Source organism: Pseudomonas sp. E1BtOHC1 (assembly GCF_058744285.1).
The window spans coordinates 3,938,383-3,959,333 of record NZ_CP196023.1 but is presented as its reverse complement, the minus strand read 5'-3'; the positions used below and the strand labels follow the sequence as shown (position 1 = coordinate 3,959,333).

The window sequence follows — 20,951 nt, the reverse complement described above, 5'->3', positions numbered from 1 at the left end:
CAGGCGCCACTTACTGATGCACAGGGCCGCCTGTCGCAGCGCCCCGTACTATCCATTTCTTGAGAGAGACCCTATGCCCGCCAGCGCCTCCACCATCCTAGTCGTCGAAGACGATGCCATCGTGCGCATGCTGATTGTCGATGTTCTCGAAGAGCTCGAATTCAGCGTCCTGGAGGCTGATGGCAGTGACGCCGCGCTGAGCCTGCTGGAAAACCCGGGACAGACCATCGACCTGTTGATGACCGATGTCGGCCTGCCCGGCATGAACGGCCGTGAACTGGCGGAGCGTGCGCGGCAACTGCGCCCGCAACTGCCGGTGCTGTTTGCCAGTGGTTATGCCGAGTCCATCGACGTGCCCGCCGGCATGTCAGTGATCGGCAAGCCGTTCTCCATCGACCAGTTGCGGGACAAGGTACGCAGCATCCTCGGTTGAGCCCGGCGGCGGCCTGATCCGCCGCTTGCGCGCTGTGGTTTAATGGCGGCCTTTTTTTGCCCTTGCCTGCCAGGAACCACCCCTCATGAGTCCCACCGCCGCAACCAAAGTCCTGATCATTGGTTACGTCTGGCCCGAACCCCGTTCGTCCGCCGCCGGCGGGCACATGATGCAGATCCTCCAGAGTTTCCTCGACCAGGGCTGGGAGCTGACCTTCAGCAGCCCGGCCAACGAGGGTGAACACAAGGAAGACCTGGCGGCCCTGGGCATCCGCGAATGCCCGATCGAGCTCAACAACAGCAGTTTTGACCGCTTTGTCGCCGAGCTGGCACCGGACATCGTGCTGTTCGACCAGTTCATGATGGAGGAACAGTTCGGCTGGCGGGTCGAACAACACTGCCCGAATGCCCTGCGTGTCCTGGAAACCTCGGACTTGCAATGCCTGCGCCATGCCCGCCACCAGCGCCTCAAGGACCACCTCAAGGCCTGCGCCGACGAAGATGACTTCAGCGCCCTGTTCACCCAGGCCGCGGCGCAAGAGTTCCAGCACATGGCCGACACCGATCTGGCCAAGCGCGAGATCGCCGCCATCTACCGCTGCGACCTGAGCCTGATGATCTCCCAGGTGGAGATCGAGCTGCTGGTGCAGCAGTTCCGCCTGCCCCCGGCCCTGCTGCACTGGTGCCCCCTGATGCTGGAACAACTGCCACAGGACTTCGTGCCCTTCGAACAGCGGGCGCACTTTCTCAGCATCGGCAATTTCCGCCACGCGCCGAACTGGGACGCGGTGCTCTGGATGAAGAACCGCGTGTGGCCGCTGATCCGCCAGCAACTGCCCGGCGCCCAGTTGCACCTGTATGGCGCCTACACCCCGCCCAAGGCGGCAGCGCTGCACAACCCGGCCCAGGGTTTCCACATCATGAACTGGGCTGAAGACGCGCTGCAGGTGATGAGCGCCGCACGCCTCTGCCTGGCGCCGCTGCGTTTTGGTGCCGGGATCAAGGGCAAGCTGCTGGACGCCATGCTCTGCGGCACGCCCAGCGTCACCACGCCGATCGGCAGCGAATCCATGTCCCAGGATGGGCTGCCCTGGCCGGGCGCGGTGGCCGAGTCGGCCGGCGACCTGGCGGCCGCGGCAGTGCGCCTGTATCAGGACCAACAGTTGTGGGAACAGGCCCAGAAGGATGGCCGGCGGTTGCTTGAGGCGCGCTACCGCCAGCAAGTCCACGGCCCGGCGCTGATCCAGCGCCTGCAAGACTGCCGCCAGCACCTGGAACAGTTGCGCCGGGACAACTTCACTGGCGCCATGCTGCGACACCACCATCACAAGAGCACCCAATACATGGCGCAATGGATCGAAGCGAAAAACCGCCCCGCCCCATAATCCCCCGCCCCAACGGGGCAGACAGACGAATTCCATGTAGGAGCCGGCTTGCCGGCGAAGAGGCCCACAAGCCCTGCATCGCCCTCAAGGACACCTTCGCTGGCAAGCCAGCTCCTACTGGTGCGTTAGCAGGGCACGAGGCATTATCAGCGGGGCCAACAACAAGAACAGACCCGCGCCATGAGTCGAACCGGCAAGATCACTGACCCCTCCTACGAGTTGATGGACGACCACAACGGTCTGTCGATCATCTATCGCCAGCACGGCTTCCCCTGCCCCCTGGTGCGCTGGCACTTCCACAAGGAATACGAACTGCACCTGATCGTCGCCAGCTCCGGCAAGGTGTTCATCGGCGACTACATTGGCAACTTCTATCCGCAGACGCTGTTCCTGACCGGCCCCAACCTGCCCCACAACTGGATCAGCCAGGTGGCCGAGGACGAGGTCGTGGCCAAGCGCGACATGCTGGTGAACTTCACCGACGAACTGTTCGACAGCGGCAGCCAGGTGTTCACCGAGTTGAAGAACCTCGCCCCGCTGCTGGAGCGGGCGCAATACGGCATCGAGTTCCGCTGCAAGCACACCATCGCCCAGGCGCTGCCCTTGATGCAGCGCATTGCCGATTCCAGCGGCATCACCCGCCTCGGCCACTTTTTCATCCTCATGGAACTGCTGGCGGCCTGCGACGACTACCAACTGTTGTCCGGCGCCACCCGCGCGCAACTGGCGGATGAACACAGTGTCGACCGCACCAACCGTGCCGTGGACTACATCTTTGCCCACTACGCCCGAGAGCTGCCCCTGGAGGAAGTGGCCGAGTACCTGGGGATGAAGCCCACCTACTTCTCCCGGGTGTTCAAACAGGCCACGGGGCGCTGCTTCATCGAGTTCGTCAATCGCCTGCGGATCAGCAAATCCTGCGAACTGCTGGCCGATGGCGACAAACCGGTGACCGACGTGTGCTTCGAGTCGGGATTCAACAACATCTCCAACTTCAATCGACGCTTCCAGCAACTCAAAGGCATGACCCCTTCCCACTACCGCCGCCTGGCGGTGCAACGCCTGACCGAACAGAACCTGGGCTGATCGCCCCGCCCCGTAGGAGCTGGCTTGCCAGCGAAGGCGTTCCAATGCCCTGGGCAGGGCTCGCGGGCCTCTTCGCCGGCAAGCCGGCTCCTACATAGCGCGAACATTGGTAAACAAATCTCGTTCAGCTTACGTTCAGCAGTTGTCAATAATCTTCATTTGGCAATGAGTATCATTATGTTACAAATTGATTCCTTGTCTCATTTGCCCGCCGGTGCTGAATGCTCGTTCCATTTCTGATCATGCTGCGCGAAGGGATTGAAGCCGCGCTTATCGTTGGCATCATTGCCAGCTACCTGAAGCAGACCGGCCGTGGCCAGTGGATGCCTGCGGTGTGGATCGGGGTGTTTCTCGCCGCGGCCCTGGCCCTGCTGGTGGGCGGCGGCCTGGAACTGATGAGCGCCGAATTCCCGCAAAAGCAGCAGGAACTCTTCGAGGGCATCGTCGGCCTGGTGGCCGTAGGCATTCTCAGTTCCATGGTGTTCTGGATGCGCAAGGTGGCGCGCTCGATCAAGCACTCCCTGCAAGCGTCCCTGGACCAGGCCCTGGCCGGCTCCCAGCATCAGGTCACGGCGCTGATCGCCATGGTGTTCTTCGCCGTGGCCCGGGAAGGCCTGGAAACCGTGTTCTTCCTGCTGGCGGTGTTCCAGCAGAGCGAAGGTCCCGGCGCGCCGATTGGCGCCCTGCTGGGGCTGATCGTGGCGATCATCGTCGGTTTCCTGATCTATACCGGCAGCATGCGCCTGAACCTCGGCGCGTTCTTTCGCTGGACCGGGCTGTTCATCCTGGTGGTGGCCGCCGGCATCCTCGCCAATTCGGTGCAGGCCCTGCATGAAGCCGGGGTCTGGAACCATCTGCAGACCGTGCTCTTCGACTTCAGCGCCAGCCTGCCCATGGATGGCCCACTGGGCTCGGTGCTGGCTGGCATGTTCGGTTACCAGGACGCACCCACCCTCAGCACCCTCGGCGCCTATGTGCTGTACCTGGCCGTGACCCTGGCGCTGTTCTTCCTGCCCGGCGGCGCCCCGGCCAAGGCGCCCGGCTCAGCGTCTTCCGTTTCCAGTCAGTAAGGCTCCCCAATGACCCAGCAAGCCTCTCCCCAGGCCTCGCCTCCCCGCGCCTTGCGCTGGGCGGTTGCCGGTTCGGTGATCGTCATGATCGCCGCCGGCGGGCTGTTCTATTACGCCTCGCAATTGGCCGCCAGCAAGCGCCAGGCCCACCAGGGCGAAATCACCGTGACCATCCATCCCCACAGCTGTGAGCCCAACGCGCTGACGGTGCCGGCAGGCCACGCCAGCTTTCGCATCGTCAACCGCTCGGACCGCGCCGTGGAATGGGAAATCCTCGATGGCGTGCTGGTGGTCGAGGAACGGGAGAACATTGCCCCCGGCCTGAGCCAGGTGATCAATGCCAACCTGGCGCCCGGGGACTACGCCATCACCTGCGGCCTGCTGAGCAACCCTCGCGGCACCCTGCACGTGAACCCCACCGCCGAGTCCGACGCCCAGGCCAAGGCGCGGCCGTCGATGGTGGCCTTCATCGGCCCGCTGTCGGAGTTCCGGGTCTACCTGAGCACCCAGGGCAGTGCCCTGATCAAGGCGGTGAGCGCCCTGCAACAGGCCATCGATGCCGGTGACCTGAAACAGGCCCAGGCCCTGTACCTGCCGGCCCGCGCCGCCTACCAGCAACTGGCCCCGGCCGCCCAGCGCCTGGCCGAGCTGGACAACGCCATCAACGCCCGCGCCGACTATTTCGAACAGCGGGAACAGGACCCGGGCTTCAGCGGCTTCCATCGCCTGGAATACGGCCTGTTCCAGAAACGCGACCTGGCCGGCCTGGCTCCGGTAGCCCAGCGCCTGTCCAGCGACGTCTCGCGCCTCAAGGAGCAGTTGCTGGCCCAAACCCTGCCGCCGGAACAACTGGTCAGCGTGGTCGCACGCTCCATCCGCAGCCTTGCCGACCTGCGGGCCAGCAGCGGCGAGGAAGAACGCTACAGCCACAGCGACCTCAACGGTTTTGCCGCCAACCTGGCGACCACTCGCAAGGTCATCGACCTGCTGCGCCCCTTGCTGGCCAAGTCCGCCGCCCAGTTGCTGCCCCAGGTCGACAACGCCGCGAATGCCCTGGACACCCGTCTCGCCAGCCTGCGCGACGGCTTCGGTTACCTGGACTACGACAAGGTCAGTGCCGAACAACGCAAAGAGATCGCCGACAAGGCCAAGGCCCTGGCCGACGCCCTCGACGCCATCGATCCCGCACTCGGCCTTTCCGGCCTGTAACCAGACGAGTTTCCAATGAACGATTCAGATCAGTCCAACCCGTCCTTTTCCGCCCAGCGCCGGCGCGTGCTGCTGGGCATGGGCGCCGCCGGGGTGGCCCTGGCCGGCAGCAGCCTGAGTGGCCCGGCCATGGCCGCCGGCGCCGCGGCCCAGGTCACCGAGGCCCCCAGCAGCGACAAGACCCAGGACCGCCATGACTTCCATGGCCAGCACCAGAGCGGCATCGTCACCCCGCGCCCGGCCTCGGGCATGCTGGTGTCCTTCGATGTGCTGGCCAGCGACCGCGACGACCTGGAGCGACTGTTCCGCACCCTCAACGAACGCATCGCCTTTCTCATGAGCGGCGGCCCGGTGGCCCAGGTCGACCCTAAACTGCCGCCCCTGGATTCCGGCATCCTCGGCCCGGTGGTCACCCCGGACAACCTGACCATCACCGTGTCGGTGGGCGAATCGCTGTTCGACGAACGCTTTGGCCTGGAAGCCGCCAAACCCAAGCGCCTGATGCGCATGGTGGGTTTTCCCAACGATGCCCTGGAGCCGGCCTGCTGCCATGGCGACCTGAGCCTGCAGTTCTGCTCCAACACCGCCGACACCAATATCCACGCCCTGCGCGACATCGTGAAGAACCTCCCCGACCTGCTGCTGGTGCGCTGGAAGCAGGAAGGCAGCGTGCCGCCCCAGGCCCCGGCCAAGCCCGGGCAGCCGGCACAAAGCGCGCGCAACTTCCTGGGCTTTCGCGATGGCTCGGCCAACCCCGATTCCAATGACCAGCAGGCCATGCAGCAGATCGTCTGGGTCCAGCCCGGCAGCGACGAACCGGCCTGGGCGGCCCATGGCAGCTATCAGGCGGTGCGGATCATCCGCAATTTTGTCGAGCGCTGGGACCGCACCCCGCTGCAGGAGCAGGAAAGCATCATCGGCCGAATCAAGACCACGGGCGCGCCCATGGATGGCCAGAAGGAAACCCAGGTGCCCGACTACGCCCGTGACCCCCACGGCAAGCTGACCAAGCTTGATGCCCACATCCGCCTGGCCAACCCGCGCACCCCACAGACCCGGCAGAACCTGATCCTGCGCCGGCCGTTCAACTACTCCAACGGGGTCAACAAGAACGGCCAGCTGGACATGGGCCTGCTGTTCATCTGCTACCAGGCGGACCTGGAAAAAGGCTTTATCGCGGTCCAGACCCGCCTCAACGGCGAGCCTCTGGAGGAGTACCTCAAGCCTACCGGCGGCGGTTACTTCTTCACCTTGCCGGGCGTTACCGGCGCCGGGGATTTCATTGGTCGCTCGTTGCTCGAAGCCACCCGACCGAACACCACGGCCTAACCCCCATGACACCCCAACCCCCACGGAAAAGTCCCATGAAAAAGTCGCCTCTCGCTGTGTTGCTGACCCTTGGCTTGCTCCACGCACCGCTTTCGGCGTTCGCCGCCACTGCGCCCCTGGAGCTGGTGGGGCCGATCTCCGACTACAAGATCTACGTCACCGAGCAACTCGATGAACTGGCCAACCACACCCAGCAGTTCACCGATGCGGTGAAAAAGGGCGACCTGGCCAGCGCCAGGAAGCTCTACGCGCCGACCCGGGTCTACTACGAGTCGATCGAACCGATTGCCGAACTCTTCAGCGACCTCGACGCCTCCATCGACTCCCGGGTCGACGACCACGAGAAAGGCGTCAAGGCCGAAGACTTCACCGGCTTCCACCGCCTGGAATACTCGCTGTTCTCGGAAAACAGCAGCGAAGGCCTGGGCGAGCTGGCCGATGGCTTGAACAAGGACGTCAAGGACCTGCAGACCCGCGTCGCCGGCCTGACCTTCCCGCCGGAAAAAGTCGTGGGTGGCGCTGCTGCGCTGCTGGAAGAAGTGGCCGCGACCAAGATCTCCGGTGAAGAGGACCGCTACAGCCACACCGACCTCTACGACTTCCAGGGCAACATCGACGGTGCGAAGAAAATCGTCGACCTGTTCCGTGGGCAGATCGAGAAACAGGACAAGGCCTTTGTTGCCAAGGTGGACAAGAACTTCGCCGCGGTGAACAAGATCCTCGCCAAGTACAAAACTCCTGACGGCGGCTTCATGACCTACGACAAGGTCAAGGAAAACGACCGCAAGGCCCTGGTCGGTCCGGTCAACACCCTGGCCGAAGACCTCTCCACCCTGCGCGGCAAACTGGGCCTTAACTGATCCCAAAACCCAACCCGCCCCCACTGTAGGAGCTGGCTTGCCAGCGAAAGCGATCTTGAGCTCAACCCCCGCCTCAAGCCCCTCTTCGCCGGCAAGCCGGCTCCTACGCAAGCGGAACAACAGCCGTTGCACCTGTAGGAGCTGGCTTGCCAGCGAAAGCGATCTTGAACTCAACCCTCGCCTCAAGGCCCTCTTGGCCGGCAAGCCGGCTGATACAGGGTGTTGCCATCACGGGTGCAGATAAGGCTGGGCTGTTGCCCGTTATACCGTTAACGTTCACGGCCCATCGGCTTTCATGGAAGACCCTTCATGCCTCGCTCCACAGCCGCCAGCGCGCCGCTGACCGCCAGACCCTTCTCCCTGGTTCCTCTGATGGCCGCCTACATGGCCTGCACCATGTCGATGATGGCCTTCGTCTCGCTGATCGGCCCGATCTCTCGGGCCCTGCATCTGCAAACCTGGCACGCCGGCGCCGCCGTCACCGTTTCCGGGGTGATCTGGATGCTCCTGGCACGCCCCTGGGGCCAGGCCAGCGACCGTTTCGGTCGACGCCGGGTGCTGTTGCTGGGCACCGCCGGCTTCACCCTCGCCTACTGGGCCCTGTGCCTGTTCATCGACCTGTCGCTGCAGTCGCTGCCGAGCGTCGCCATGGCCTTTCTCGGCCTGATGCTCGGCCGCGGCCTGATCGGCGCCTTCTATGCGGCGATCCCGGTGGGCGGCTTCGCCCTGATCGCCGATAACGTCGAGCCCCAGCATCGCGCCCGCGCCATGGCCACCCTGGGCGCCGCCAATGCCGTGGGCCTGGTACTGGGTCCCGCAGTGGCCGCCTTGCTGGCCCGCTACAGCCTGAGCCTGCCGTTCTACGCCATGGCGGTACTGCCGTTGCTGGCATTCCTGGTGCTGCGCTACCAACTGCCCCGCCAGGAACTGCACCTGGCCCAGGCCCCGACCCGAGTGCGCCTGGGCGACCCACGGCTGCGCCGGCCCATGGTGGTGGCCTTTGTTGCCATGCTGTGCGTGTCGATTGCCCAGATCACCGTCAGCTTCTATGCCCTGGACCGGCTGCGCATGAGCCCCGCCGATGCCGCCCAGACGGCCGGGGTGGCCCTGGCCATGGTCGGCGTGGCGCTGATCTGCGCGCAGTTGGTGGTGCGCAAGCTGGAATGGCCGCCGCTACGGATGATCCGCTACGGCGCTCTGCTCTCGGCGCTGGGCTATGCCGGCAGCATGCTGGTGGACAGCGCCTGGGGCCTGTGGCTGGCGTTCTTTGTCTCGGCGGCGGGCATGGGTGGAGTGTTTCCATCGTTCTCGGCCCTGGCGGCGAATGCCGTAAAGGCCTCGGAACAGGGCGCGACTGCCGGCAGCATCGGCGCCGCCCAGGGCCTGGGCGTGGTCATCGGGCCCATGGCCGGCAGCCTGATCTACGCCATCGAACCGCGCCTGCCCTACCTGCTGGCGGCGGTGCTGCTGGTGCTGATCGCCATCTGGCCAAACCCTCAGCCCAAAGACCTGTAGCCACTGCCGCAGGCTGCGACAGGCCCCTAAGGGGCCTCATGGCTCGCAGCCGATCCAGGCAGCAGTTCAGGGCAGCGGTTTACAGCATGCGATAGAGCAGACGCTCGATGCGCACACGGCTGACCCGGCGCAGGAACTTGCCCACTGCCTCGGGGTAGTCCACCAGGCTGTCCAGGTACTGGAAATGCTCGATACGCCGGGTATGCCGGTAGATCTCGGCCTGTTCGGCGCTGCGCGCCTGCAGCAACTCGCCCTTGGGGTCGTCCAGCAACAGGGCGTTCTCCAGGTCCAGGCGGAAGGCCCGGGGATTGAGGTTGTTGCCGGTGAGCAAGGTGTAGCGTTCATCCACCCACATGCCCTTGAGGTGATAGGTGTTGTCGCCATCACGCCACAGGTGCAGGTTCAGCAGGCCACTGTCGATGACTTTCTGGTGACGCTTGGCAAAGCGTCGCAGGCTGATCTCGTACAGGTAAGGCAGGGCCGCGATGACCTTGAACGGCTCGCTGGGCGGGATGTAGAAGTCGTTGGCGGTCTTGTCGCCGACAATGATGTCGATCTTCACCCCGCGCTCCAGGGCCCGGTTGATTTCCCGGGTCACCATCAAGGGCAGGTTGAAATACGGGGTGCAAATGGTCAGTTGCTGCTGGGCCCCGGCGATCAGCTCGCAGATCACCCGGTTCAGCGGGTTGCCCTTGCCGACCCCGAGCAACGGACTGACCGACAGCCCGCTCTTGTCCAGGCCACCGGCGGTGGTGTCATAGGTGGCGTGCTTGAGGCGACTGCGCAGGTCGCCGATGTCGTTGCGCAGGCTACGGGTGGTCGGCAGGTTCGGCAGGTCCAGGCGATGGACCGCCCGCGACTCCACCAGACCATGCTGCACCAGATGGTGCATGGAGTCGGCCAGGGCGCGGTTGTGCAGCAGGTGGTAACGGTCGAATCGGTACTTGTCGAACTTGTGCAAGTACACGTTGTTCAGGCTGGCGCCGCTGTAGAGTACGCAATCGTCGATCACGAAGCCCTTGAGGTGCAGGACCCCGAACAGCTCCCGGGTCTGCACCGGCACGCCGTAGATCGGCACTTCGCTGGCGTGGGTACGGGTCATTTCCTGATACCAGGCCGAGTTGCCCGGCTGCTTGCCGGCACCGATCAGGCCGCGCTGGGCCCGCAGCCAGTCCACCACCACAACCACCTCGAGTTCCGGTCGGGCGGCCTTGGCGGCATGCAGGGCATCGAGGATTTCCTGACCGGCTTCATCCTGCTGCAGGTACAGCGCGACGATATAGATGCGCCGGCTGGCCTGGGCAATTTGCTCCAGCAGAGTGCGACGAAATTCCGCAGCGCCAGTCAGAGTGGTGAAGGCTTCGGCAGCCAGGGGGAAGCTGCGCAGTTTGGGCAGCAAGGAACGTTTGAAAAGCGACGGCATAGGGCTCGCAGTGGCTCAAATCCAAAGAGCGCAAGAGCTTACACCATGGAACAGGCTGAGTCCCCTGTCAGCCCACTCTGGAGTAACCGGCTGGCTGGCGAAAAGCACCTTGAGTCTTGCGTTGCCCTGGAAATCACCTTGGCCGGCAAGCCAGCACCTACGAGAAATACCGCTGAATATAAAAATCCGAACAACAGGATTGACCAAGGAGAACGATCGTTCTACTCTTTGTCCCATGAACGAAATCACTCCCTCTGAAACACGCGACATCATCCTCGACGTCACCGAGAAGCTGATCTACAAGAGCGGCATTGCCGCCACGGGCATGGATCTGTTGGTGAAGACCGCCGGGGTATCGAGAAAGAGCGTCTATCGCTATTTCAGCAACAAGGACGAACTGGTGGTAGCCGCCCTGGAACGTCGCGACCAGCGCTGGATGCACTGGTACAGGACCGAAGTGAGCAAGGCCGAAGGTACTGCCCAGCGATTGCTGGCGCTGTTCAGCGTACTCAAGGACTGGTTCGGGTCTGAAGGTTTCCGCGGCTGCGCCTTTATCAACACCAGCGGCGAGACCGGCGATGCTCAGGATCCGGTGCGCCAGGTGGCGAAACAACATAAACAGAAACTGCTCGACTACGTGACCGAGCTTTGCCAGGAACATGGCGTGCAACATCCCGAGGAACGGGCAGCGCAACTGCTGATCCTGATCGATGGCGCCATTACCGTTGCCCTTGTCATGGGCGATCACAGTGCTGCTGATAATGCGCAATGCATGGCGCGAAAGTTATTGGACCTCTGATTGTTTTAAACAAGAGCAACTTCTTTGTTTGAACAGCAACTTTCATTGGAGACAGATCATGTCGTCTAACGCTCAAGTGCGCCCGCCTCTTCCGCCTTTCACTCGCGAGTCGGCGATTGAAAAGATCCGGCTGGCCGAAGATGGCTGGAACTCCCGGGACCCGGAGCGGGTATCCCTGGCGTATACCCTGGATACCCAATGGCGCAACCGCGCCGAGTTCGCCCACAACCGCGAAGAAGCCAAGGCCTTCCTCGCCCGCAAATGGGCCAAGGAACTGGATTACCGCCTGATCAAGGAGCTCTGGGCCTTTACCGACAACCGCATCGCCGTGCGCTACGCCTATGAATGGCATGACGACTCGGGCAACTGGTACCGCTCCTACGGCAATGAGAACTGGGAGTTCGACGAGCAGGGACTGATGGCCCGGCGTTTTGCCTGCGTCAACGACATGCCGATCAAGGAAACCGAGCGCAAATTCCACTGGCCCCTGGGCCGGCGCCCGGATGATCATCCGGGCCTCAGTGACCTGGGCCTGTAACCCACCCGCCCCACCGTAGGAGCTGGCTTGCCAGCGAAGGCGTCCTCGAGGGCGATGCAAGGCTTGCCGGCCTCTTCGCCGGCAAGCCGGCTCCTACATGGAATTCGTCTGCCTGCCTGTAGGGGCTGGCTTGCCAGCGAAGGCGTCTTCGAGGGCGATGCAAGGCTTGCCGGCCTCTTCGCCGGCAAGCCGGCTCCTACATGGAATTCGTCTGCCTGCCTGTAGGAGCTGGCTTGCCAGCGAAGGCGTCTTCGAGGGCGATGCAAGGCTTGCGGGCCTCTTCGCCGGCAAGCCGGCTCCTACATGGAATTCGTCTGTCTGCCTGTAGGAGCTGGCTTGCCAGCGAAGGCGTCCTTGAGGGCGATGCAAGGCTTGTGGGCTTCTTCGCCGGCAAGCAACGCGCCGTTCAAGCCGCGGCTTCTTGCTCCTTGAGCCGGGCCTGGGCTTCCAGTTCGCGCACCAAGGGCAGTACGCGCTTGCCGAAATACTCCACCTCTTCCTGGAAATGCAGGAAGCCCGCCAGGACCAGGTCCACCCCCACTGCCTTCAAGTCGACAATCCGTTGGGCAATCTGCTGCGGGGTGCCGATCAGGTTGGTCTTGAAGCCGTCGTTGTATTGCACCAGATCCTCGAAGCTGGACTTGGCCCAGTTGCCCTCACCCTCCGGTGAGGCCTTGCCGGCCTGCTTGGCCGCATCGCCAAAGGCATTCACCGCCTCCGGATCGGCCTTGTCGATGATTTCTACCAGCACCGCCCGGGCTTCTTCCTCGGTATCCCGGGCGATCACAAAGGCATTCACCCCAACTTTCACCGAATGCTGGTTGGCAGCGGCCTTGGCACGGATATCGTCAACCTGGGCCTTGATGCCCTCCACGCTGTTGCCATTGGTGAAGTACCAGTCCGACACCCTGGCGGCCATGTCCCGGGCCGCCCGCGAGCTGCCGCCCTGGAAGATTTCCGGTTGCCCCAGGGGCTTGGGTTTGAGGCTGTAGTGGTCGAAGCGATAGAAGTCACCCTTGAAGGTGAAGTGGTCCTGACTCCAGATCCCGCGCAGGGACCGGATGAACTCCTCGGAGCGGCGATAGCGCTCATCGTGTTCGAGCCAGTGCTCACCGATGGCCTGGAACTCACCCTTGAACCAGCCGCTGACAATGTTCACCGCGATGCGGCCATTAGTCAGTTGATCGATGGTGGCCAGCTGCTTGGCCGCCAGGGCGGGTTGCCAGGGCCCGGGCAGGATCGCTGCGATCACCTTGAGCTTGTCGGTAGCCGCCAACAACGCGTGACTGAAGGCCACCGACTCATGCTGGTATTCGGCGCCGTAGCCGGCGGTGAAGCGGATCTGCGTCAGGGCATATTCAAAGCCCGCCGCTTCGGCGATCTGCGCCAGCTTACGGTTGTAGTCGATGCCCCAGTGGGTGCGCTGTTCGATCTTGCTCACCACCAGCCCGCCGCTGACGTTAGGCACCCAATAAGCAAATTTGACGGCTTGCTGACTCATGGTTCGGTCCTCGGGACAGGTAAAGGTGCAAGGACCAGAGCAGCAAGCGTGCCAGCGCCCGGCACCCTCGGCGCAAACCTCGCACCGACGGCTGGGCAAGGTACTGGCCGGCAGCGCTGGGCCGGGCTCGCAGCCGTTTGCCGGGGTCGCAAGGGTTGCCTCCCTGCCCCCCGCGAGCGCCGCTTGCAACAGCGGCTACAGGGGGCTCAAAAACTCCGCAATCAGGCGATTTGTTGATGAACTGTTGCCCGGACAACAGTTGCCAGACGCTCGCCCCCGCCCATGCCCAGGCAAACCGGCACTCGGGACTTCGGCATGCTGTGTGCAATCAGCCTCGGCACTGACTGTTTTTTCTGCCGACTGTTTTTATGCCGACCCCAGGAGCAACACCATGACCGAACATCAGGTAATCAATCCGCTGTCCGTAGGCGTCGACTACGAGGCCCTGGCCGAACGGTTCCGGCCGATCTTCCAGAAGATCGCCGCCGGTGCCGTGGAGCGCGAGCACAGCCGCAGCCTGCCCCATGAACCTATCCAGTGGCTCAAGGAGTCGGGGTTCGGCGCGCTGCGGGTGCCGGTGGAATATGGTGGCGGCGGCGCCTCCCTGCCCCAATTGTTTCAACTGCTGGTCGAGCTGGCCGAAGCCGATGCCAATGTGCCCCAGGCCTTGCGCGGGCACTTCGCCTTTGCCGAGGATCGCCTCAATGCTCCCCCCGGCCCGGCCCGGGACCTGTGGTTCAAGCGCTTTGTCGAGGGCGATATCGTCGGCTGCGCCTGGACTGAAATCGGCGCGGTGGAGATTGGCCAGGTCATTACCAAGGTGACGCCGGACGGCGAAAAATGGCGCCTCAACGGCGAGAAGTTCTACAGCACCGGCAGCATTTTTTCCGACTGGATCGATGTCTACGCCCAGCGCAGCGATACCGGCGGCGATGTGATCGCCGCCGTTCGTACTCGCCAGAGCGGCATCCAGCAGAGCGATGACTGGGACGGTTTCGGCCAACGCACCACCGGCAGTGGCACTTCGCGTTTTACCGACGCCGAAGTGGAGGCCGAGAACCTCATCGACTTCGCCACCCGCTTCAAGTACCAGACCGCGTTCTACCAACTGGTGCTGCTGGCGACCCTGGCCGGGATCGGCCGCGCTGCGCTACGCGACGTGGCTCACGAAGTGCGGGTGCGCAAGCGCATCTACAGCCATGGCAACGCGCAGCAGGTCAGTGCCGACGCCCAGGTGCAGCAGGTGGTGGGCGAGATTGCGGCTCTGGTGTATGCCGCCGAGGCGGCGACTGTACGAGCTGCGGCGCCGGCGCAACGGGCATACCTGGCACGCTTTGCCGGCGATGAGGTGCAGGAGCGTGAAGCCAATGTGGCCGCGGAAATCGAATCGGCCACAGCCCAGGTCGCGGTGACTGAACTGATCCAGCGCGCCACCAGCGAACTGTTCAATGCCCTGGGGGCTTCGGACATACGCCAGGGCAAGGCCCTGGACCGGCATTGGCGCAATGCGCGGACCGTGTCGTCGCACAACCCGGTGATCTACAAGGCACGGATTGTCGGTGACTGGCGTATCAACGGCAGCGAACCGCCTTTTGTCTGGCAGATCGGCAACGGCCCCCGGCGCTGACCTCAGGCCCGGCTCCTGCAATGAATCTGCGCTGTACCGTTCTGTAGGAGCTGGCTTGCCAGCGAAGGCGTTTTCCGCACGGGCGCTCGGCTCAAGCGGCATCAGACCAAGGTCGAGGCGGTCGCGCAGCGGGCGGGGTTACGGGTAAGATGGCGGTCTTTCGCGCAGCCCCCTTTGCGCTTCCCGCCGAACAATAAGCCGAATCCATGCCTTTCGAACTCAGCGTAGACCTGACCACCCTCGCCATTCTCGCCCTCGTGGCTTTCGTCGCCGGTTTCATCGACGCCATCGCCGGCGGCGGCGGGCTGCTCACCACTCCGGCCCTGCTGACCGCCGGACTGCCGCCGCACTTGGTGCTGGGCACCAACAAGCTCAGTTCGACCTTCGGTTCCGCCACTGCCAGCTTCACCTTCTATCGCCGCAAGCTGTTCCACCCCCGGCAATGGACACACGCCATTGTCGGCACGCTGGTGGGGGCGCTGACCGGGGCCATCGTCGCCCATTACCTGCCGGCGGAATGGCTGAACAAGATGCTCCCGGTGATCGTCTTCGCCTGTGGCCTGTACCTGCTGTTCGGTGGCACCCCCAAGGCTCCCCTGGACAGCGATGCACCGATCAAGAAGAAGTGGCAATCGAGCCAGGGCTTCAGCCTGGGCTTCTACGACGGCGTGGCCGGGCCGGGTACCGGAGCGTTCTGGACCGTAAGCAGCCTGCTGCTCTACCCCATCGACCTGGTCAAGGCCAGCGGTGTGGCCCGCAGCATGAACTTCGTCAGCAACATTGCGGCGCTGTCGGTGTTCGTGTTCTCCGGGCAGGTGGACTGGATCATCGGCCTGAGCATGGGCCTGTCGGTGATGGTCGGGGCGTTCTTCGGCGCACGCACCGCCATCAGCGGTGGTGCCAAGTTCATTCGCCCGGTGTTCATCACCGTGGTCCTGGGGTTGACGGTGCGCCTAGCCTGGCAGCACTGGTTCAGCGTGACCTAAGCGGCGCGCCACGTAGAGGTCGATCAGGTAGCGGGCAATCGAGCGCGAGGCCGGCAACGGCGGCAGTGCGTGCACGTTGAACCACTGGGCATCCTCGATCTCGTCCTCCTGGGGGATGATCTCGCCGCCGGCGTATTCGGCATGGAAGCCCAGCATCATCGAGTGCGGGAACGGCCAGCACTGACTGCCCACGTACTGGATGTTCCTGACCTCGATGCTCACCTCCTCCCGCACTTCGCGGATCAGGCAATCCTCCGCCGACTCGCCCGGCTCGGCAAAACCCGCCAGGGTGCTGTAGACGCCCGTGACAAAACGCGGAGATCGGGCCAGGAGAATCTCGTCGCCCCGGGTGATTAGTACGATCATGCTTGGTGAAATGCGCGGATAGGCCCGCAGATCGCAGGGTTCGCAATACATCGCTCGCTCCCCCGGCACTTGCACCATGGCCCGACCGCAACTGCCACAGAAACGATGCTCCCGGGCCCAGGTGCCGATCTGTGCGGCATAGCCCAGCACCTTGTACAGGGTGTGATCGCCCTCCAGCATGAAGGCCCGCAGGCCTTTCCAGCCGCAGCCCGGCACCTCGGCGCGGCCACTCAGCTCCAGCAGGTACACCGGCTCACCATCGAGGTGGCCAATGCCGTGCTCGGCCAGCAGCGGCAGGTCCTGGCCCTTGAGCCAGTGCCGGGGAAACAGCGCGCCGTTGTCGTCATAGAGAAAACCGTCCGGGCCGCGTGCCACGGCCCAGCCGCCGGGAAGTTCGGTATCCAGTACTGCGGTGGTCCAGCGTGCAATCATCTTCAATCAATCCAGAAATTCGGGTTTCTGTTTGCTCATATGGGCGGCGATGGCCACACGCAAGTCGTTGGACTGCAGCATGGCGGCGTTCCAGGTAGCGACATATTCCAGGCCGTCATCGATCCGGTGGTCGCGCATGTAGCTGAGCATTTCCTTGGTTCCGCTGATCGCGATCGGCGATTTGGCGGCAATCTCCCGGGCAATCTCCATGACCCCGTCCAGCAGGCTGGAGGCGTCACTGTAAGTGCGATTGACCAGGCCGATGCTGCGCGCTTCCTCGGCACCGAAGGTGCGCCCAGTGTAGGCCAGCTCACGCAGCATGCCGTCGCCGATGATACGTGGCAAACGTTGCAATGTGCCGACATCCGCCGCCATGCCGATATCGATTTCCTTGATGGAGAACTGGGCATCGTCAGCGGCATAGCGCATGTCGCAGGCACTGATCAGGTCGATGGCGCCCCCCAGGCAGTAGCCCTGGATCGCCGCCAGCACCGGCTTGCGGCAGTTGTCCACGGCAGTGAAGGAGGATTGCAGCTGGAGAATCTTGCGCCGCAGCAGACGGGCGTTACGGCCCACATCCTTGCCCAGTTCGTTGGCCACGCCGGCCAGCAGCATCAGGTCGATGCCCGAAGAGAAATGCTTGCCGGCGCCGCTGAGCACCACCACCCGCACCGCATCGGTGTCATCGATCCAGCGGAAGATCTCGACGATCTCGCTCCAGAACGCGGCGTTCATGGCATTGATCTTTTCCGGACGATTGATCTGCACATGGGCGATGTTGTCAGCGAGTTCGACGCGAAAGGCTTGGTATTCGGACATGGCAGTGATCCTTTACTGGGCGAAAAATGAGGGCCGAACTATAGCAAGTGGCGGCGCCGCCCCGTAAGGCAGCGCATTGGCCAAAAGCGGGACTGGAGCACCGGTCCCGGCGGGAGCCGGCTGGCGGGCGCACAGGGCCCTGGTCCTTTGCCGGATTGAGGGCCTCTTCGCTGGCAAGCCGGCTCCTACGGGCGTGTGCCGTGGATTCAGGCCCTGGGCGGGGGCGGCAGGCTCAGACGGAAGCGCGCGCCGCCCAGTGGCGAGGCCTCGACCGTCAGGGTGCCGTCCTGGGCTTCCAGGGCGCGGCGGCTGATGGCCAGGCCCAGGCCAAAACCACCCGTGGCACGATCGCGGCTGCGGTCCAGGCGATAGAAAGGCTCGAACACCCGTTCGCGCTCATCATCGGGAATGCCGATGCCGTCGTCGTCGACCCAGATTTCACAACCCTGCTCGCTCACCAGCACGCCCACCTGAATGCGCTTCTCGCAGTAACGGGTGGCATTGCGCAGCAGGTTCTGCAGGGCACGGGCGGTCAGCCGCGGGTCCAGGGTGAAACGCTCCAGGGCGCCGTGCAGCAGGACATCGATGACAATGTCCGATTCCAGTTCATCGTCGACGCTGCCGAGGATGCTGTCGATGAACTCGTCCAGGGACACTTCGATCTGCTCCGGCAGGCAGGCCGGGTTCTGCAGACGGCTGTAGGACAGCAGTTCCAGCACCAGTTCATCCAGTTCACGAATATGCGCCACCAGCCCCTGCAGACGCTCGCGGCTGGCGGCAGGCAAGTCGTCGGAGAGCACCAGGGCCAGGCCGAAATCCAGTCGGGTCAACGGCGTGCGCAACTCGTGGGACACCGCATTGAGCAAGTCCCGCTGCTGGTTGAGGAGTTTCTCGATATCCCCGGCCATGGTGTCGAACACATGGGCCAGGCTACCGATGTTGGAGCTGCCGGGCAGTTGCGTGCGCTCACTCAAGTGACCCTTGCCGAAGCGTTCGGCGGTGCGCTTCAAGCGCTCCAGGTCACGCCAGTGGGGCCTGACCCAAAGCAGCAGGCAGGCCAGCAGCACCGCGACGATCAGCACGTTGATGCTCCAGTACAGCAGGTTGACGTCCAGGGGGTCCGGGGGCACCACCAGCTTCACGGCCAGCTGGTCATCCAGCGGCGATACCGCCAGGGTGCGCCAGCCCCAATCCCCCAGGCGCACGACCTTCTCGCCACGTTCCAGGCGCTCACGCTCGTAAAGGCTGAAGTCCGGGTCGTCGATACGCACCAGGGCCACCTGCAGCGGGTGGAACTCCTCGTCCATTTCCTTGACCAGGGTCGGCCACTGGGCCGGCGGCAAGGCGCGGAACTGCTTGACGATCAAGCTCTGGAGGCCCCGGGACTGATCCAGGTTGTAGTCCAGGAAACGCTCGTGGAAGACCTTGATCACCAGATCGGGAATCAGGTAGATCGCCGCACTGAAGGCGACGATGGTGATCAGGTACAGCCGGATCAGGATGCGCAGCATGGGGTCAGCATTCCCACTCGGAACGGCTGAACAGATAGCCCTTGCCCCACACGGTCTTGATCTTGCGCGCCTCGCCGGCGTGGTCGTCGAACTTGCGTCGCAGCTTGGAGATGGCCACGTCCACCGAGCGATCGGTGCCGTTGAACTCGATGCCCCGCAGGCGCTGAAGGATCTGATCGCGACTCAGCACTTCACCGGCATGTCGGGCCAGCACCACCAGCAGGTTGTACTCACCGCTGGACAGTTCCACCAACTGCTCGCGCCAGGTCACGGTGCGCTCGGAGAGGTCGATGCACAGGTTGCCCATGAGGATCTGGTCGCTGGCGGTCTGGGGTTCACTCAGGCTGCTGCGGCGCAACAAGGTTCGCACCCGCGCCAACAGCACTCGCGGTTCGCAAGGTTTTGTCACATAGTCGTCGGCGCCCATTTCCAGACCCAGGACCTGATCATGGCTATCATCGCGCGCGGTCAGCATCAGGATCGGCAAAGTCGCCGAGTCGGCGCGCAACAAACGGCAGACCTGCAAACCGTCCAGCCCCGGCAACATCAGGTCGAGGATCACCAGGTCCGGCGGATTGGCCTTGGCCCGCTCCCGCACCTGATCGCCACGACTGATCACACTGACTTGATAGCCATTGCGTTCCAGATAACTGGCAATCAGTTCCGAGAGCGCGGAGTCGTCTTCGACGAGAAGAATATTGGGCATGAGCTGAGGTCTTTATTGAAGAAATACAGAGTACCGGCGTTCCTTATAGAGCACCGGGCACAACCAGCAAGGCGCCAAGGATATACAACAGCGGCAGCCCGGGCGCGCCTGCTTCACACTTTTTCACACAGCACCTACACAGCTTCACAGCGGGCCTTGACCCATGCCCTTAGCATGCCGAGGTCATTATTGGGGTATCAGCATGTCGAATAAACTCTTTGCGCCACTCTGCCTGATGGTTCTGGCAGCGGCGCTGAGCGCCTGCGGCAAAACCGAAGGCGAACAGACACCACCGACCGCCAAGGTGCGGATCGAGACGATCCAGAGCCAGGCCCTGTCCATCACCAGCGAACTCAGCGGGCGCATCGCCGCACCGCGGATCGCCGAAGTCCGTGCCCGGGTGGCCGGGGTGGTGCTGCAACGGACCTTCCGCGAAGGCTCCGACGTCAAGCAGGGCGACGTGCTGTTCCGCATTGACCCGGCGCCGTTCAAGGCTGACCTGGACAGTGCCCAGGCCAGTCTGCGCAAGGCCGAGGCCACTGCCTTCCAGGCCCAGCTGCAGGAACAGCGCTATTCCAAGCTGATCGCCGACCAGGCCATCAGTGGCCAGGAATACGACAATGCCCGGGCCGCCGCACGCCAGGCCAGCGCCGACGTCACCGCCAACCAGGCCGCGGTACAGCGGGCCAAGCTCAACCTCGGTTATGCCACGGTTACCGCGCCGATTTCCGGCCGCGTCGGCCGCGCCCTGGTGACCGAAGGCGCCCTGGTGGGCCAGAACGAAACCACGCCCCTGGCGCTGATCCAGCAACTGAACCCGATCCACGCCGACCTGACCCAGTCCACCCGTGAGCTCAATGAACTGCGCCGCGCCTTCCGGGCCGGACAGTTGCAACAGGTGGGCAAGGACCAGGCCAAGGCCACCCTGATCCAGGACGACGGCAGCCTCTATCCGTTGCCGGGCAAACTGCTGTTCGCCGATATCAGCGTCGATCCGGGCACCGGGCAGATCATCCTGCGCAGCGAGTTCCCCAACCCGGACCTCGACCTCTTGCCCGGCAGCTTCGTGCGCGTGCGCCTGGAGCAGGCGGTCAACCAGCAGGGCATCAGCGTGCCGCAGCGAGCCATCGCGCGTGACAGCGCCGGTATCGCCCAGGTGTTGCTGGTGAATGCCGAAAACCTTGTGGTGCAACACCCGGTGCAACTGGGTGGGGTACAGAAAGACCGCTGGATCGTGACCGAAGGGCTCAAGCCCGGTGATCGCATCATCGTCGAAGGTCTGCAGCACGCCCGTCCGGGCGAGCCAGTGGAAATCGACGACACTCCCCTTCCGCTCGCCCAGAATCCTGGCCAGTAG

Annotated in this window: 19 protein-coding genes; 13 read left to right on the top strand and 6 right to left on the bottom strand. The window is 63.8% G+C overall.

All coding sequences use genetic code 11. From position 1 onward, the window contains the following. Nucleotides 1–73: 73 nt before the first annotated feature. The 8 genes from ACSSVC_RS18235 (at nucleotide 74) to ACSSVC_RS18200 (ending at nucleotide 8,886) form a co-directional block, all read left to right on the top strand. On the top strand, nucleotides 74–433 hold the full coding sequence (locus ACSSVC_RS18235) for a response regulator (protein WP_346632811.1): 360 nt from the start codon (nucleotides 74–76) through the stop codon (nucleotides 431–433). Between the two features lie 85 nt (nucleotides 434–518). After that, the gene (locus ACSSVC_RS18230; RefSeq protein WP_492611122.1) at nucleotides 519–1,817 is read left to right on the top strand and encodes a glycosyltransferase; all 1,299 of its coding nucleotides are present in this window, start codon (nucleotides 519–521) and stop codon (nucleotides 1,815–1,817) included. 180 nt (nucleotides 1,818–1,997) lie between these two features. After that, complete coding sequence (locus ACSSVC_RS18225) at nucleotides 1,998–2,903, top strand: AraC family transcriptional regulator (protein WP_346632809.1); 906 nt, start codon at nucleotides 1,998–2,000, stop codon at nucleotides 2,901–2,903. Between the two features lie 221 nt (nucleotides 2,904–3,124). Beyond that, the gene (gene efeU, locus ACSSVC_RS18220; RefSeq protein ID WP_492611121.1) at nucleotides 3,125–3,973 is read left to right on the top strand and encodes an iron uptake transporter permease EfeU; all 849 of its coding nucleotides are present in this window, start codon (nucleotides 3,125–3,127) and stop codon (nucleotides 3,971–3,973) included. A 9-nt stretch (nucleotides 3,974–3,982) separates the two neighbouring features. Further along, nucleotides 3,983–5,182, top strand: a complete 1,200-nt coding sequence (efeO, locus tag ACSSVC_RS18215; RefSeq protein ID WP_346632807.1) for an iron uptake system protein EfeO — start codon at nucleotides 3,983–3,985, stop codon at nucleotides 5,180–5,182. A gap of 15 nt (nucleotides 5,183–5,197) precedes the next feature. Further along, nucleotides 5,198–6,511 (top strand): iron uptake transporter deferrochelatase/peroxidase subunit, encoded by a 1,314-nt coding sequence (gene efeB, locus ACSSVC_RS18210; RefSeq protein WP_346632806.1) that lies wholly within the window; start codon nucleotides 5,198–5,200, stop codon nucleotides 6,509–6,511. Nucleotides 6,512–6,546: 35 nt separating this feature from the next. Then, nucleotides 6,547–7,371 (top strand): iron uptake system protein EfeO, encoded by an 825-nt coding sequence (efeO, locus tag ACSSVC_RS18205; RefSeq protein WP_492611120.1) that lies wholly within the window; start codon nucleotides 6,547–6,549, stop codon nucleotides 7,369–7,371. A gap of 309 nt (nucleotides 7,372–7,680) precedes the next feature. Next, nucleotides 7,681–8,886 (top strand): MFS transporter, encoded by a 1,206-nt coding sequence (locus ACSSVC_RS18200; protein WP_346632804.1) that lies wholly within the window; start codon nucleotides 7,681–7,683, stop codon nucleotides 8,884–8,886. 79 nt (nucleotides 8,887–8,965) lie between these two features. On the opposite strand, the gene pssA is transcribed toward ACSSVC_RS18200, so the two are convergent. Then, nucleotides 8,966–10,309: a CDP-diacylglycerol--serine O-phosphatidyltransferase gene (pssA, locus tag ACSSVC_RS18195; RefSeq protein WP_346632803.1), complete on the bottom strand. Its 1,344-nt coding sequence runs from the start codon at nucleotides 10,307–10,309 to the stop codon at nucleotides 8,966–8,968. Between the two features lie 235 nt (nucleotides 10,310–10,544). On the opposite strand from pssA, the gene ACSSVC_RS18190 reads away from it, so the two are divergent. Further along, nucleotides 10,545–11,108 (top strand): TetR/AcrR family transcriptional regulator, encoded by a 564-nt coding sequence (locus ACSSVC_RS18190; protein WP_346633058.1) that lies wholly within the window; start codon nucleotides 10,545–10,547, stop codon nucleotides 11,106–11,108. A 58-nt stretch (nucleotides 11,109–11,166) separates the two neighbouring features. After that, nucleotides 11,167–11,646, top strand: a complete 480-nt coding sequence (locus tag ACSSVC_RS18185; RefSeq protein WP_346632802.1) for a nuclear transport factor 2 family protein — start codon at nucleotides 11,167–11,169, stop codon at nucleotides 11,644–11,646. 406 nt (nucleotides 11,647–12,052) lie between these two features. On the opposite strand, the gene sfnG is transcribed toward ACSSVC_RS18185, so the two are convergent. Next, nucleotides 12,053–13,147, bottom strand: coding sequence for a dimethylsulfone monooxygenase SfnG (gene sfnG / locus ACSSVC_RS18180; RefSeq protein WP_492611119.1), 1,095 nt, complete (start codon nucleotides 13,145–13,147; stop codon nucleotides 12,053–12,055). Nucleotides 13,148–13,538: 391 nt separating this feature from the next. On the opposite strand from sfnG, the gene ACSSVC_RS18175 reads away from it, so the two are divergent. Together ACSSVC_RS18175 and ACSSVC_RS18170 are read left to right on the top strand one after the other, a co-directional pair. Beyond that, on the top strand, nucleotides 13,539–14,774 hold the full coding sequence (locus ACSSVC_RS18175) for an acyl-CoA dehydrogenase family protein (RefSeq protein WP_492611118.1): 1,236 nt from the start codon (nucleotides 13,539–13,541) through the stop codon (nucleotides 14,772–14,774). Nucleotides 14,775–14,980: 206 nt separating this feature from the next. Beyond that, nucleotides 14,981–15,760 (top strand): TSUP family transporter, encoded by a 780-nt coding sequence (locus tag ACSSVC_RS18170; RefSeq protein WP_346632799.1) that lies wholly within the window; start codon nucleotides 14,981–14,983, stop codon nucleotides 15,758–15,760. Here the strand turns inward: ACSSVC_RS18170 and nudC are convergent. The 4 genes from nudC to ACSSVC_RS18150 form a co-directional block, all read right to left on the bottom strand. Further along, the gene (nudC, locus tag ACSSVC_RS18165) at nucleotides 15,728–16,558 is read right to left on the bottom strand and encodes an NAD(+) diphosphatase (protein ID WP_346632798.1); all 831 of its coding nucleotides are present in this window, start codon (nucleotides 16,556–16,558) and stop codon (nucleotides 15,728–15,730) included. The two genes, ACSSVC_RS18170 and nudC, sit on opposite strands and share 33 nt — an antisense overlap. A 6-nt stretch (nucleotides 16,559–16,564) precedes the next feature. Then, nucleotides 16,565–17,377: a crotonase/enoyl-CoA hydratase family protein gene (locus tag ACSSVC_RS18160; RefSeq protein ID WP_346632797.1), complete on the bottom strand. Its 813-nt coding sequence runs from the start codon at nucleotides 17,375–17,377 to the stop codon at nucleotides 16,565–16,567. Between the two features lie 206 nt (nucleotides 17,378–17,583). Then, nucleotides 17,584–18,888 (bottom strand): ATP-binding protein, encoded by a 1,305-nt coding sequence (locus ACSSVC_RS18155; RefSeq protein WP_346632795.1) that lies wholly within the window; start codon nucleotides 18,886–18,888, stop codon nucleotides 17,584–17,586. Nucleotides 18,889–18,892: 4 nt separating this feature from the next. Continuing rightward, nucleotides 18,893–19,594: a response regulator gene (locus tag ACSSVC_RS18150; RefSeq protein WP_221808158.1), complete on the bottom strand. Its 702-nt coding sequence runs from the start codon at nucleotides 19,592–19,594 to the stop codon at nucleotides 18,893–18,895. Nucleotides 19,595–19,796: 202 nt separating this feature from the next. Here ACSSVC_RS18150 and ACSSVC_RS18145 point away from each other — a divergent pair, with 202 nt between their 5' ends. Further along, nucleotides 19,797–20,951: an efflux RND transporter periplasmic adaptor subunit gene (locus tag ACSSVC_RS18145; RefSeq protein WP_492611117.1), complete on the top strand. Its 1,155-nt coding sequence runs from the start codon at nucleotides 19,797–19,799 to the stop codon at nucleotides 20,949–20,951.